At 67.0% G+C, this 14641-nt stretch carries 9 protein-coding genes; all 9 read right to left on the reverse strand.

The features are described 5' to 3' along the window. Positions 1–224: 224 nt before the first annotated feature. On the reverse strand, positions 225–650 hold the full coding sequence (locus EKL94_RS14885) for a DUF2752 domain-containing protein (RefSeq protein ID WP_006473646.1): 426 nt from the start codon (positions 648–650) through the stop codon (positions 225–227). Between the two features lie 43 nt (positions 651–693). After that, entirely contained in the window at positions 694–972 is a 279-nt protein-coding gene (locus tag EKL94_RS14890; RefSeq protein WP_126929670.1) for a CD225/dispanin family protein, read from the reverse strand. 34 nt (positions 973–1006) lie between these two features. Next, the gene (locus EKL94_RS14895) at positions 1007–1294 is read right to left on the reverse strand and encodes a CD225/dispanin family protein (RefSeq protein ID WP_005419784.1); all 288 of its coding nucleotides are present in this window, start codon (positions 1292–1294) and stop codon (positions 1007–1009) included. A gap of 182 nt (positions 1295–1476) precedes the next feature. Continuing rightward, positions 1477–3366, reverse strand: coding sequence for an MFS transporter (locus EKL94_RS14900; RefSeq protein WP_126929671.1), 1890 nt, complete (start codon positions 3364–3366; stop codon positions 1477–1479). Positions 3367–3506: 140 nt separating this feature from the next. Then, positions 3507–4301, reverse strand: a complete 795-nt coding sequence (locus EKL94_RS14905; RefSeq protein ID WP_071305944.1) for an SDR family NAD(P)-dependent oxidoreductase — start codon at positions 4299–4301, stop codon at positions 3507–3509. Between the two features lie 140 nt (positions 4302–4441). Beyond that, on the reverse strand, positions 4442–6619 hold the full coding sequence (gene yccS, locus EKL94_RS14910; protein WP_126929672.1) for a YccS family putative transporter: 2178 nt from the start codon (positions 6617–6619) through the stop codon (positions 4442–4444). A gap of 193 nt (positions 6620–6812) precedes the next feature. Continuing rightward, a complete protein-coding gene (locus EKL94_RS14915) occupies positions 6813–9935 on the reverse strand; it encodes an efflux RND transporter permease subunit (protein ID WP_126929673.1) in 3123 nt (1040 codons plus the stop codon). Between the two features lie 31 nt (positions 9936–9966). Then, positions 9967–13200: an efflux RND transporter permease subunit gene (locus tag EKL94_RS14920; RefSeq protein WP_126929674.1), complete on the reverse strand. Its 3234-nt coding sequence runs from the start codon at positions 13198–13200 to the stop codon at positions 9967–9969. 73 nt (positions 13201–13273) lie between these two features. Continuing rightward, a complete protein-coding gene (locus tag EKL94_RS14925) occupies positions 13274–14515 on the reverse strand; it encodes an efflux RND transporter periplasmic adaptor subunit (protein ID WP_049411831.1) in 1242 nt (413 codons plus the stop codon). Positions 14516–14641: the final 126 nt, after the last annotated feature.

Consider the following 14641-nt stretch of genomic DNA (forward strand, 5'->3'; position numbering starts at 1 on the left):
CCCCCCCCCCCCCCCCCCCCCCCCCCCCAGCTTTCCGGGGGTTTTTGGCGGGGTCGCACTTTGGCCAAACGGTTGACCCACGCCAGTGGGGGCTGCCGAGCCAAGCGATCCGCTTCCGCTTTTGATCTTCTCTTTCTTTTCCGTGGTGGACGCGCCCGGCCAACCCCAAGGCTTCTGCCTTCAAACGCCGCCCACCACGAGGGGCTGCGCCGTTGGCTGGAAACCTAGATCGGTGCCAGTGCAGTGAACGGTGCCCACGGCAGGTTGCGCAGCAGCGCATACCCGGGCAGCACCCAGAGCCAGAACACGGGATTGGCCAGCACCCGCATCAGCGGATCGAGCACGCGTGGGCGGATGCCGGCGATGTTCAGCAGCATCAGCAACAGGAACGGCAGGCTGATGACCAGCAGCGGGTTCATCGCCATCGCGCCGGGCAGGTCGAAGTGGACCAGGGAATACAGGCAGCGCGTGCTGCCACAGCCCGGGCAGTACAGGCCGGTCAGGGCGTACAGCGGGCAGCTCGGCAGTGGATTGCCGGCGACATACGGATTGACGTTGCGCAGGACCACCGTGGCACCCACGGCCAGGCCGGCGGAAACCAGCAGCGGTGCCCAGCGGGCGAGTCGGGAACGAGCGGGAAGCGCGGACATGCAACAACGGATCCGGCGCAGGCGCCGGATCCGTCCAGGCGTATCAGTAGCTGCCGTTGCTCATCGCGCCCATGCCGCCGAGCACAACGAAGAACAGCACGTACAGCACGACCAGCACGACCCAGGCGATGGCCGACCACATGGCCCACTTCTTGGCCTTGGCTGCGGAGTCCTGGGCGCCGGCGATGTCGCCAGCGGCCAGCTTGCCGTTGACCTGGGCGGCGTAGACGATCGACACGATGCCGGCCGGCAGGCAGCAGAACAGGGTGGACAGGATCGCCCAGACCAGGTTGTTCGGGACCTGCGGAGTAGCAGTATTCATGGGTTCAAGCTCCTTGATGGGTGGTGGTGGTGAATCATTGGTCGGAAAGAGCGCCCAGTACGGCCAAGCCGCCGAACAGCCCGAACCACAACAGCAACAGGACCGGCAGGGCCACGGCCGAAGCCACCGCCCACCAGCCCGCCTTGCGCGACGCACTGTAGGCCCCCGGAAGATCGCCGGCCGCGCGGCGGCCATCGACCTGGGAGGCATAGACGATCGACACCACGCCCAACGGCAGGCAGCAGAACAGCGTCGTCAGGATCGCCCAGACCAGATGGTTGGGGATGTAGACCGGACGGCTGAGCGGTGGCGGTTGATTCAAAGCAAGACTCCATTCCTTGGTGGCCAGCCGTGATGTACCGGCCGGACCTCCCCCCTGTGGGTGCGTAATCTACCGCAACCGACGTTGCATGTATGCGTTTACAGTCACGACATGTCGCGTACGCCACTGGACGGTGACGTATGTGGGGGAGGTTGCCGGGCCCGCCTGGCGGGCCGGTTGCGTCAGGCGTGATCGCCGCGCAGGGCCCGCACCTGGGCCTCCAACACCGGGGCGCTGGTGGTGTGGCCATCCACGGCCGGTGCCGCCACCACCTCGACGGTGGCACGGAAACGGCGCGGCACGCGCATGCGGCCGAGGCGGCTGTCGCGCCGGCTCCACATGCTCGACCACATGCCGCGCAGGGCCATCGGCACCACCGGCACCGGGCGCCGTTCGAGGATCTTCTCGACGCCGGACTTGAACGGTGCCATCGCACCATCCTTGGTCAGTGCACCTTCCGGGAAGATGCAGACCAGCTCGCCCTCGGCCAGTGCGGCGTCGATGTCATCGAACGCGCGCTGCATCAACGCCGGGTCTTCGCGCGCACCGGCGATCGGGATCGCCTTGGCGGTACGGAAGATCCAGCGCATCACCGGGATGTTGAAGATCTTGTAGTACATGACGAAGCGCACCGGGCGCGGAATCGTCGCCGACAGGATCAGTGCGTCCATGTAGCTGACATGGTTGCAGACCAGCAGCGCGGCGCCCTCGTCGGGAACGTTCGCTTCGATGCCGTGCGGACGCAGGCGGTACAGGGTGCGCACCATCAGCCAGCTGAGGAAGCGCATCAGGAATTCGGGGACGATGGTGAAGATGTAGATCGCCACCAGAGCGTTGGCGATGGCCAGCGCCAGGAACTGCTGCGGAATGGTCCAGTGCAGCAGCTTGTGCGCGGCCAGTGACAGCAGGGCTGCGCCGACGATGAAGCCGGAATTCTGGATGTTCAGTGCGGCAAACACGCGCGACATCTGCGCCTTCGGTGTGCGGCTCTGGATCAGCGCGAACAGCGGCACCACGAAGATGCCGGTGAACAGGCCGATGCCGATCAGGTCGATGACGATGCGGATGCTGCCCGGCTGCTGCAGGAACGTTCCGATGGTCAGTCCGTGCACGGTCGCTTCGCCACTGCGGGCGAAGTACAGGTCGAGCAGGAACGCGGTCATGCCGAACGCGCCCAACGGCACCAGGCCGATTTCCACCGTGCGTGCCGACAGCTTCTCGCACAGCAGCGAGCCGATGCCGGTGCCGACCGAGAACAGGGCCAGCGCAAAGATGTACAGAGTTGGCTCACCGCCGAGGTTGGTCACGGCATAGGCCGGCAGCTGCGAGGTCAGCACGGTGCCGACGAACCAGAACCAGGACACGCCCAGGATTGAATTGCGCACCGCCTTCTGCTGGCGCGCCATGCGCAGCACCGCCAGTGACTCCGGCAGCGGGTTCCAGTTGATCTTCAGGTTCGGGTCGCCGGCATCGACCTTGGGAATCAGGCGCGCGGCGATGTTGCCGCAGATCGCCAGGCCGATGATCGCGCAGGCCGCCACCACCGTGCCGTGGCTGCCGGCCACAGTGAACACCAGGCCGCCGACGATCATGCCGGAGAGGATCGACATCGAGGTGCCCATTTCAACCAGACCGTTGCCGCCGGTCAGCTCTTCGGGCTTGAGCACCGAGGGCAGCACCGAGTACTTCACCGGGCCGAACAGGGTTGACTGCATGCCGGTGCAGAACAAGGCGACCAGCAGCACCGGCAGGCTCTGGGTGAGGAAGCCGGTGGCCGCCAGCGACATGATCACGATCTCCATGGTGGTGGTGATCACGATCAGCCGCGATTTTTCCAGTTTGTCGGCGATCTGCCCGGCCAGTGCCGAGAACAGGAAGTACGGCAGGATGAAGATGGCAGGTGCCAGCGTGGCATACAGCCCCAGTTCTTCCTCCGGCACGGCCATGAACAGCAACATGCTGATGATCGCCTGCCGGTACACGTTGTCGTTGAACGCTCCGAGCGCCTGGACGACGAAGAACGGCAGGAAACGGCGCTGGCGCAGCAGGGCGAACTGGTTGTGACCGGACATGGAGCCTCCTTGACCGGCGCAGCCTAGCATTCCTGCCCGTGTGTCGGGACTGCGGTGGGGCGCATCCACGCATGGCGTGGATCTACCCAGACCCCATGGCGGTGGGTGCGGACCGTTGGTCCGCACTCGGCCTGAATGTCTCAGACGATATCGTCGACCACGCCGCCATCCACGCGCAGTGCCGCACCGGAAGTGGCGGAAGCCTGCGGCGAGGCCAGGTACACCACCATGTTGGCCACTTCCTCGACCGTGGCGGTGCGCTGGATCACCGAAGACGGCCGGTGGGCCATCACGAACTCGCGGCCGATCTGCTCCAGCGGCTTGCCGCTGCGCTGGCGTTCATCTTCGAACATCGCCGCGAAACCGTCGGACAGGGTCGGGCCGGGCAGCACCGCGTTGACGGTGACGCCGCTGCCGGCCACGCGCTTGGCCAGGCCGCGCGACAGCGACAGCTGCGCGGTCTTGCTGACACCGTAATGGATCATGTCGGCCGGAATGTTGCGTGCCGATTCGGACGAAATGAACAGTACGCGACCCCAGCCGGCATCGACCATCGCCGGCAGCAGTGCCCGCGACAGGCGCACGCCGGACATCACATTGGTCTGCCAGTAGCGCTCCCAGGTTGCGTCTTCGGTCTCGAAGAAGTCCTCGGGGCCGAAAATGCCGGCGTTGTTGACCAGGATGTCGACCTTGGGCAGGCCCGCCAGCAGCGTGTCGACGCCGGCCGCATCGGAGAGGTCGGCGGCCACGCCGAGCACGTCGGCACCCGGAACGGCGGCGAGCAGGCGCTGGCGGGCGCGTTCGACGCTGTCGGTGCTGCGGCCGTTGAGAATGACCCGCGCACCCGCGGTGGCCAGGCCCTGGGCGATCGCCAGGCCGATGCCGGCGGTGGAGGCGGTAACCAGCGCGGTACGGCCGGCGAGTTCGATCTTCATGGGGAGTCCGGGAGCAGGGGATCACCCAGTATCCGCGCGGGAATGTGATCGGGGTGCATCGCCAAGCGCAACACACGGTTGCACACGGTGCAGTAGATCCACGCCACGCGTGGATGGAATGTCCGACCAGCAATGAGGGATCAGGTCAGGCTGGTCACCGCCTCATTCGCCGCCGCCCGCACCTTCGGCAGCATCCGCAGCACCAGCGCCATCTGCGTGCGGATCAGCTGCAGCTTCGGCGGCATCGCCTCGTCGATCTGCTCCAGCTCGGCTGCCACCGCGCGGTCGGCGTCGTTGTCGTCCTCACTGACTGGCTGCCGTGCGGCCAGGGCCGAGGCCAGCTGCTGCAGCGCCTTGCGCACGCGTTCACCGGCGGCCAGCGCCAGCGGATCGCCGGCGTAGCTGTCCACCTGGTCGCGGTGCGCACCCAGCGCCGAGAGATGGCCGAGCAGCATGTTGGACAACGCCAGGAAATGGAAACCGGCATCGAGGTTGCGGCGCACGTGGCCCGGCTCGCGCAGCATGTTCGACAGCGCGGTGGACAGCGCGGCATCGGCGTTGTGCATGTCGCGGCGGGCGATGCGGTAGGCCAGGTCATCGCGCATGCCACTGCGGTACTGGCCCAGCACCGAATCCAGGTAGCGTGCAGCGGTGTCCAGCACGCGCGCCAGCACGAGGTGCAGCTGGCGGCCCTGCCAGTCGGGCAGGATCAGGAACGCGGCGGCGGCGGCAATCGCGCAGCCCAGCAGCGTATCGACCATGCGCGGCACGATCAGCACGAAGCCATCGCCGATCAGGTTGAAGCAGGTCAGGGCCATCACCGTGATCGCCGCCGATGCCACCAGGTAGCGGTCGGTGCGGGTGAAGAAGAACAACAGCGCCGACAGCAGCGCGATGAGCAGTTGCACGTGCAGCTGCGGGAACAGCTGCAGCAGCGCCCAGGTCAGTACCAGGCCGGCCACGGTGCCGACGATGCGTTGCGCCAGGCGCTGGCGGGTGGCGCCGAAGTTGGGGCGGCATACGAACACGATGGTCAGCAGCACCCATGAGCCGTTCTGGGCATTGAACAGGCGGATTGCCGCGAAACCGACGATCAGCGCCAATGCCATGCGCAGGCCGTGGCGGAACAGGACCGAGCCGGGCGTGAGCTGCTGGCGCACGCGCACGCCCATCTCGCGCAGGGTGTGCGGGTTGCTGTCGCGCAGGCGCGTATCGACGTTGTCCAGGCTGGCCTCGGAGCGCTCCGCATCCAGCAGGCGGCGTTCGATGCTGCGCAGGTTGTGCACCAGCAGGTCGAGCGAGCCAAGCAGTCGCTGCCATTGCGGCCGTTGCTGGTCGCGCAGGTAGGCCAGCGCATCGGCCAGATCGCGTCCGGCCTGCTGGTTGCTTTCGCCATACACGAATGGACGGCGCAGGCGGATCGCCTCGCCCAGCCGCGCGCAGGCCTGGCCCTGCAGGTCGAGCAGGCGCTGGCAGCGGTACAGCACATCGCTGTGGAAGAAAGCATCGACCAGCGCACCGTACGGGTAGTGCGAGGAGCTGGCGCGCTCGTGGAAATCCTGTGCCATGTAATAGAGGCGCAGGTACAGGCCGGAGTTCACGCCCGGCCGCCCGGAACGGCCGAAGCGGGCGAGAATCGCGGTCTTGGCCTCGTTCAACGCACCGACCACGCGCCGGTTCTGCTCGGCCAGGTCGAGCTGGCGACGTTGCAGGTCAGCCTCGCGCACCGGCTCGAACAGTGTTGCCTTCAACTGCAGGTAGCGCCCCAGTTCAACGTACAGGCGCGCCACGCGTTCGCGTACCGGACGGTTGGCGAACAGTGCGGTCCACAGGATCGACAGCAGGCCGTACCAGACCGCACCGGCCAGCAGGTGGCTGACCGCGTCCAGCGCGCTGTGCAGGTCGCTGGCGCCATGCTGCTCCAGCCCGATCATGGTGTAGATCGCCAGCGTTACCGTGGCCTGGGCGATCGATGCGTAGCGCTCGCCGAGCGCACCCAGCAGGGTCAGTCCGAACGTGGACAGCGCCAGCGCACCGATGAAGATCCATGGCCAGGGGAACAGCCAGATCACCGAGGCGGCGGCGAGGCAGAAGCACAGCAGCGACAGCAGTACCGCCTTGGTACGGCCCCACCAGTTGTCATCGGTCTCGGCGATGGCGCTGGCGATGATGCCGAGGAACACGCCGGGCAGGGCAGTGAGCGCATCCAGCTGCCAGCACACGGCAAGCGCTGCGGTCAGGGCGATGAACACGCGCAGGCCGTAACTGGCCTTTTCGTGGGCCCACAGGCGGCTGAGGCGGGATTCGCGGGCGGACATGCAGGCTCGGTGGAAGGGTCTTCCACCATTATTGCGGGCCACGCGTGAAATATGGAGTGCGGACCAACGGTCCGCACCCACCTTCCGGACCATGGTAGTGCCGGCCGCTGGCCGGCAGGCGCACTGTACGGAGAAAGCCGGCCAGCGGCCGGCTCTACCCCCGTAGATCCACGCCATGCGTGGATGGGCCGTTCTACGCCCGCTGCGCGCGCTTGAGCAGCTTCGCTTCGCGCTTGCGTGCGCGACGTGCCCGCCAGCGCTCGGCCAGGCAGGAGAAGATCACGTACAGCGCCGGCGTGCTGAGCAGGGTCAGGCTCTGCGAGAACAGCAGGCCGCCGATCATCGCGATACCCAGCGGACGACGCAGCTCGGACCCTTCGCCCAGGCCGATCGCCAACGGAACCGCGGCCAGGATCGCCACCATCGTGGTCATCATGATCGGGCGGAAGCGCACGATGCTGGCCTCACGTGCCGCCTCGCGCGGTGCCAGCCCATGTTCGCGCTGCGCCACCAGCGCGAAGTCGATCATCATGATCGCGTTCTTCTTGACGATGCCGATCAGCAGCACCAGCGCGATCATCGAGATCACCGACAACTCGGTGTTGGTGCCGAACAACGCCAGCAGCGCACCCACGCCCGCCGCCGGCAGCGTGGACAGGATGGTGACCGGGTGGATCAGGCTCTCGTAGAGCATGCCCAGCACCAGGTACACGGTCAGGATCGCGGCAAACACCAGGATCAGCATGTCGCTGGGGTCGGAGTTGAACCCGAAACCGGCGTCATCAGCCAGGCGGATGTCGCCGGGCATGCGCATGCCGGCCACTGTCGCGTCGATGATCGCCTTGGCCTCGCCCATGCTCACGTTCGGCGCCAGGTTGTAGCTGAGGTCCATCGTCGTGTACTGGTTCTCATGGGTGATCTGCGAAGGCGCCAGCCCCGGCACCTGCCTGGCCACCGCCGTGAGCGGCACCATGTCACCGTTGCGCGCACGCACATGCACCTCGTCCAGCGCCGCCGGCGTAGCGGTCTGCGAAGGAAGGGCGTTGACCACCACGCTGTACTGGTTGATGTCCGAATAGATGGTGGAGATCTGGCGCTGGCCGAACGCGCCGTACAGCGCGCCGTCGATGGCGCCGACCGAAACGCCCAGGCGGGCCGCCTTGGCACGGTCGATCTCGATGTTCTGGCGCAGCCCGGCATTGTCCACGTCGGTGCCGACGTCGCGCAGCTTCGGGTTCTTCTTCAACTCCGCCTGCAGCTTGGGCAGCCATTCCTGCAGTGACGCCAGGTCGTTGCCCTGCAGCGAGATGCGGTACTGCGCGCCCTGGCTGGAGCCACCGCCATCGTTGCTGGGCAGGTCCTGGATCGCACGCAGGCGCAGCTGCAGGTCGGGGTAGCGGTCGGCCTTGGCGCTCAGTCGCGCCAGGGCATGCGCGGTGGTTTCGCGGCGGCCTTCCTTGCGCGACTTCAGCTCGACGTTGAACTGTGCGCTGGAACCCTGGCGGCCGCTGCCCAGGCGCACGCCCACCGTCTTCACCGCCGGGTCGGCCATCAGCATGTCGGTGATGCGGCGCTGGCGGCTGACCATGTCCTCGAAGGAGACCGTGGCGCTGGAGTTGGCGCGGCCCCAGATCAGGCCGGTGTCCTGCGGCGGGAACGCGCCCTTCTTCACTGCACCGAACAGGAAGACGGTGGCACCGATCAGCAGCAGCGGCGTCAGCGACAGCAGCAGCGCGTGGCGCAGCGAGAAGTCGAGGAAAACGGTGTAGATGCGCAGCATGCGCTCGTGGCCGGCGTCCAGCCAGCGGCCGAAACGCGACGGCGGTGCGCTGTGGTCGTGCGCACTGAGGAAGCGGCTGCACAGCGCCGGGGTCAACGTCAGCGAGACGATCATCGAGACCACGATCGCTGCCACCAGGGTGACGGTGAACTCGCGGAAGAACGCGCCCATCATGCCGCTGGCGAACAGCAGCGGAATGAACACCGCCACCAGCGAGGCGGTGATCGAGACGATGGTGAAGCCGATCTCGCGCGCGCCGGTCAGCGCCGCCTGCATTCGCGGCATGCCTTCGTCGAGGTGGCGCATGATGTTTTCGATCACCACGATCGCATCGTCGACCACGAAGCCGATCGCGATCACCAGCGCCAGCAGGCTCAGGTTGTTCAGGGTGAAGCCCATCACGTACATCACCAGCGCGGCACCGGCCAGCGACAGCGGCACGGTCACGGCGGCGATCAACGTGGGTGCCAGCCGGCGCAGGAACAGCGCCATGGTCAGCACCACCATCGCCAGGCTGATCAGCAGGGTGATCTGCACTTCATGCAGCGACGAGCGGATGGTTGGCGTACGGTCGAAGTACGGCGTCATCGTGGTGCCGGGCTGCAGGTAGTCGCGCAGCGCGGGGATCTGCGCCTTGACCCGGTCCACGGTCTCCACGATGTTGGCGCCGGCGCGGGTGAACACGTACATCACCACCGCCGGCTTGCGATCGAACCAGGCCGCCTGGTAGGCGTCCTGCTGGCCGTCGTAGACGTTGGCGATGTCCTTCAGCCGGATCACCCGGCCATCGCCCTGGGTCTTGACCACCAGGTCGGCGAAGTCGGTGGCGCGGGCGACCGAATCGTTGGCGATGATCGCGGTGGTGGTGTTGCCATCGCTGAGGAAGCCGGTGGGCGAGGTCACGTTGGCTGCACGCACGGCGTTGCGCAGGTCGTCGGCGGTCAGGCCGAGTGCGTTCATCAGGCGCAGGTTGACGTCCACGCGTACCGCCGGCGTCGAAGCACCGGCGATGTCGACCGAGGCGACGCCGCTGATCTGGCGGATGCGCTGCGCCAGCAGCGAGTCGGCGACGTTGTACAACTCATCGGCCGACTGCGTCTGCGAGGTGAGCGCGATGGCGATCACCGGATCGTCGTTCGGGTTCGCCTTCTGGTACATCGGCGACCCCATGCCCGAGGGCAGGTCGGCCTGCGCCGAGTTGATCGCGGTCTGTACGTCCAGCGCGGCCGAATCGATGTTGCGGCCACTCTGGAAGATCATGAACACCAGCGAGCTGCCTTCCGAGCTCGACGAGCGCATGCGGTCGATGCCCGGCAGCTGGCCGAGATGACGTTCCAGCGGCGCGGTGACCGTGGAGGCCATGGTTGCCGCATCTGCACCGGACTGGCTGGCGTGCACGAAGATGACCGGGATCTCGATGTTCGGCAGTGCCGACACGCCCAGGCGCAGGTAGCAGATCAGGCCGACCATGAACAGGCCGATGGCCAGCAGCGCGGTGCCGATCGGGCGGCGGATGAAGGGGCCGGACAGGTTCACCGTGCGGCCCCCCGCGGCAGCGGGGCGTGGATCATGCCCGTGGCTCCTGCAGCGAACCGTCGCGCAGTGCGCGCTGCTCGCGGCGGCGGGCAAGCCATTCGGAGAAGCGCTCCATGTACAGGTAGATCACCGGCGTGGTGTACAGGGTCACCAGCTGCGACAGCAGCAGGCCGCCGACGATGGCGATGCCCAGCGGGCGGCGCAGTTCCGAACCGATGCCGGTACCCAGTGCCAGCGGCAGCGCGCCGAGCATGGCCGCAGCGGTGGTCATCATGATCGGGCGGAAGCGCAGCAGGCAGGCGCGACGGATCGCTTCATGCGCATTGGCACCGGCGCGGCGCGCCTCGATCGCGAAGTCCACCATCATGATGCCGTTCTTCTTGACGATGCCGATCAGCAGCACGATGCCGACGATGCCATCCACCGACAGGCTCAGCCCGCACAGCATCAGCGCCAGCAGCGCGCCGACACCGGCCGGCGGCAGCGTGGAGATGATCGTGATCGGGTGGATGTAGCTCTCGTACAGCACGCCCAGCACGATGTAGATGACCACCAGCGAGGCCAGCAGCAGCCACACCACATCGGTCTGGCTGCCGGTGAATTCGGCGGCCTTGCCGATGAATTCGGCATGCAGGTGCGCCGGCATGTCCAGGCTGTCCTTGGTCTCCTGGATCGCACGCACGGCTTCGGACAGCGAATAGCCCGGCGCCACGTTGAACGAGACCGTCACCGCCGGCAGCTGCTGCTGGTGGCTGACCACCAGCGGCGCACTGCTGACCTTGCCTTCGGCCAGTGCCGACAGCGGAATGATGCTGCCGGCGCCGACGGTGATGCCGGTGTTCTGCGCGCCGATGCCGGTGGCGGTGGACGAGTTGGACGAGGTGACCTGGCCGAAGCTGGTGGCATTGGTGCCGGTGAGGGCGCCTGCACCGTTGGAGGCCACGGCCAGCTGTTCCATCAGCGCGGTGCTGGTGCGGAACTCCGGCGCCACTTCCAGCACAACCCGATACTGGTTGAGTTCGGTGAAGATGGTCGAGATCTGGCGCTGGCCGAACGCATCGTAGAGCGTGTCGTCGATGGTCTGCATCGGCACGCCCAGCACGCTGGCCTTGTCGCGGTCGATGTTCAGTTCAAGCGCGCGGCCCTGGTTGGACAGGTTGTTGTCGACGTCGGCCAGCTCCGGGCGCTTGCGCAGCGCTTCGGTCAGGCGCGTGGCCTGGGTGGCCACCGTCGCCGAATCCACGTCCGACAGCGAGTACTGGTACTCGGTGGCGGCCACGCGGGTGTCCAGGGTCACGTCCTGTACCGGCTTCAGGTACAGCGCCACGCCCGGAATACCGGCCACCGCCTTCTGCAGGCGCGGCAGGATCTCATCCAGGCCATCGCGCTCGCCGCGCTCCTTCAGCACGATCGACAGTTGGCCCTGGTTGAGCGTGGGATTCATGCTGCCGGCGCCGATGAAGGCCGACACGCCGGTCACATCCGGATCCTGCCGCAGCGCCTCGGCCACCTGCTTGGTGCGCTGCTCCATCTGCGGGAAGGCGATGTTCTGGTCGGCCTGGACCACGCCGGTGATCAGGCCGGTGTCCTGTTCGGGCAGCAGGCCCTTGGGAATCAGCACGTACAGCAGCACAGTCAGCACCAGTGCGCCGCCGGCCACGGCCAGGGTCAGGCGCTGGTGGTCCAGCACCCAGTCCAGGCTGCGCTCGTACAGGCCGACGGTGCGCGTCCACAGGTTCTGCTTGCCGGCCGCCGCTGCGCGCTCATGCGCGTCCTCGCCCTCGGGCAGGGCGTCGGGCTTGAGCAGGTAGGCGCACATCATCGGGGTCAGCGTCAGCGAGATCAGCATCGACAGCACGACAGCGATGCTCAGCACCCACGCGAACTCGTGGAACAGGCGGCCGGTGACGCCGGGCATCAGCAGCAGCGGCAGGAACACCGCCACCAGTGAAACGGTCAGCGACAGCACGGTAAAGCCGATCTGGCGTGCACCGATCTCGGCCGCTTCCTTGCCACTCTTGCCCTGTTCGATGTAGCGCACGATGTTCTCGATCATCACGATCGCATCGTCGACCACGAAACCGGTGGCCACCACCAGCGCCATCAGCGACAGGTTGTCCAGCGACATGCCGGCGAAGGCCATCACCGCGAAGGTGCCTGCAAGCGACAACGGCACCGCCACCGAGGGGATGATCGTGGCCCACAGGCGGCGCAGGAACACGAAGATCACCGCCACCACCAGGCCGATGGTCAGGATCAGGGTGAACTGCACCTCATGCACCGAGGCGCGGATGGTCTCGGTACGGTCGTTGAAGATCTCCAGGTGCACGTCGGCTGGCAGCACGCCCTGCAGCTGCGGCAGGATCGCGCGGATGCGCTCGACGGTCTGCACGATGTTGGCGCCCGGCTGGCGGCGCACTTCCAGCAGCACCGCCGGCTTGCCATCGGCCCAGGCGGCCAGCTGGTCGTTCTCCACGCCATCAACCACCTCGGCCACGTCGGACAAACGCACCGGACGGCCGTTCTTGTAGCTGATGATGGTGTCGCGGTACTCGGCGGCACTGGTGAGCTGGTCGTTGGTACCGATGCTGTAGGACTGGGTCTTGCCGTTCAGCGAACCCTTCGGCGCGTTGACGTTGGCCTGGGTCAGCGCGCTGCGCAGCTGCTCCAGGGTCAGGCCCATGTTCGAAAGCTGTGCCGGATTGACCTGGATGCGCACGGCCGGGCGCACGTTGCCAGCGATCGAGACCAGGCCCACGCCCTGCACCTGCGACAGGCGCTGGGCCAGGATCGAGTCGGCGTAGTTGTTGACGTCGCGCAGCGGGCGCGTGTCAGAGGTCAGTTTCAGGGTGACGATGGCCGCGTCGGCCGGATTCACCCGGTTGTAGACCGGCTGGTAGGGCAACGACGAGGGCAGGGTGGCCTGGCGGATCGCCGCCTGTACGTCCTGCGCGGCGATGTCGATGTTCCGGTCCATCGAGAACTGCAGGATGATCGTGGACAACCCGGCCGACGAGTCGGAGGTCATCAGCTCCAGCCCGGAGATCTGCCCGAACTGGCGCTCCAGCGGCGTGGTGACCAGCGAGGCCATGGTGGTGGCGTTGGCGCCGGGGTACTGGGTGGTGACCACCAGGCTGGGCGCATCGATTTCCGGCAGCGCCGACACCGGCAGCTTGCGGTAACCGAGGATGCCCAGCAGCAACAGGCCCGCCATCAACAGCGAGGTGGCGATGGGGCGGCGGATGAAGATCGTCGAAAAGCCCACGGACTGATCCTTGCTGGCACTTCAATGGCAGCGCCGGCAGGCTTGCCGGCGCGGGAAGGTCAGTAGCCTGCGCTCAGCGCGGGCCACCACCGCGACGGCCACCGCCGCCGTTCTTCTGTTCGGCGGCCTTCAGTTCGGCCTCGGTCGGTGCGACCGGAGTCTCGCCCGGCTTCAGCGCGGTGACCTTGCTGCCCGGCTTCAGGCGGAACTGGCCTTCACTGACTACCCGCTCGCCGCCCTTCAGGCCTTCGGCGATCTGCACCTGGCTGTCGCCCACTTCCACGCCGCTGCGCACGGTCTGCATCTTCACCGTGTTGTCGCCCTGCACGACATAGACGTACTCGCCATCCGGCCCACGCAGTACGGCCTGGGTCGGGATGACCACGCCGCCGGCGATCGTGCGCAGCTGCATGCGCACGTTGACGAACTGGCCCGGCCACAGTCCGTTGTCGGTGTTGTCGAAGATCGCGCGCGCCTTGAACGTGCCGCTGTCGGCACTGATCAGGTTGTCGACCACGTCAAGCTTGCCGTCGCCGGACAGCACGTGCGAATCGGCGCGGTCCAGTGCCGCGACGGGTACCGCACCGGCGGCCTGCGCCTGGCGCACATCGCCGAGCTGGCGCTCGGGCAGGTTGAACAGCACGTGGATCGGATGGATCTGGGTCAGGGTGACCAGCGCGGTGCCGGCGTTGACCACATTGCCGGCGTCGACCGCACGGATGCCGGCGATGCCGGTGATCGGTGCGGTGACCTTGGTGTACTGCAGCTGTACCTGCGCCGAGCGCATGCTGGCCTCGTTGGCGGCCACGGCGCTTTCATACTGTGCCACTTGGTTTCGCTGTGTATCCAGATCGGTCTTGGCGACGAACTGACGATACTCCGGCGCGTTCGAGCGCTGGTAGTTGGAACGCGCGGTGGCCAGCAGCGCCTCGTTCTGGCGCTTGGATGCCACCGCCTGGTCATAGCTGGCCTGGGCGGTGCGCGGGTCGATCACCGCCAGCACATCGCCCTTCTTCACTTCCTGGCCTTCGCGGAAGTTCAGGCTCATCAGCTGTCCGCCGACCTGCGGGCTGACGGTGACGGTGTTCATTGCCGTCACCGTACCCAGCGCGCTGGCATAGACCGGCACGTCCTGGCGTGCCGCATCCACCACGGTCACCGGCACCGGGCCGGCATCCGGGTCTTCACCGCCCTGGCGCGCAGCTGCCGCCGCGCCACCGGCCTTGTCCTTGCCCCCGCCGAGTACGCGCAGGCCGACCACGGCCAGCACCAGTACCGCCACGACCAGCAGCACGATCTTCCAAACACGTGACATTCAAGGACTCCAAGAGGGCTGGACGGGGCGCGACCCCGGTTGGCAATGCGCAAAGCATACCTGCGCCACATCACGTTTCCTGCATGACGGATGGGACGGGCGCTATGACCGGATCTGGCCGCGGAG

Source organism: Stenotrophomonas maltophilia (genome assembly GCF_003970865.1).
In the GTDB taxonomy this organism is placed as follows: Bacteria; Pseudomonadota; Gammaproteobacteria; order Xanthomonadales; family Xanthomonadaceae; genus Stenotrophomonas; species Stenotrophomonas maltophilia_AR.

Coding starts and splice junctions, on each gene's coding strand:
- EKL94_RS14885 (WP_006473646.1), bottom strand. CDS start 650: ATGTCCGCGCTTCCCGCTCGTTCCCGACTCGCCCGCTGGGCACCGCTG.
- yccS (WP_126929672.1), bottom strand. CDS start 6,619: ATGTCCGCCCGCGAATCCCGCCTCAGCCGCCTGTGGGCCCACGAAAAG.
- EKL94_RS14890 (WP_126929670.1), bottom strand. CDS start 972: ATGAATACTGCTACTCCGCAGGTCCCGAACAACCTGGTCTGGGCGATC.
- EKL94_RS14900 (WP_126929671.1), bottom strand. CDS start 3,366: ATGTCCGGTCACAACCAGTTCGCCCTGCTGCGCCAGCGCCGTTTCCTG.
- EKL94_RS14925 (WP_049411831.1), bottom strand. CDS start 14,515: ATGTCACGTGTTTGGAAGATCGTGCTGCTGGTCGTGGCGGTACTGGTG.
- EKL94_RS14905 (WP_071305944.1), bottom strand. CDS start 4,301: ATGAAGATCGAACTCGCCGGCCGTACCGCGCTGGTTACCGCCTCCACC.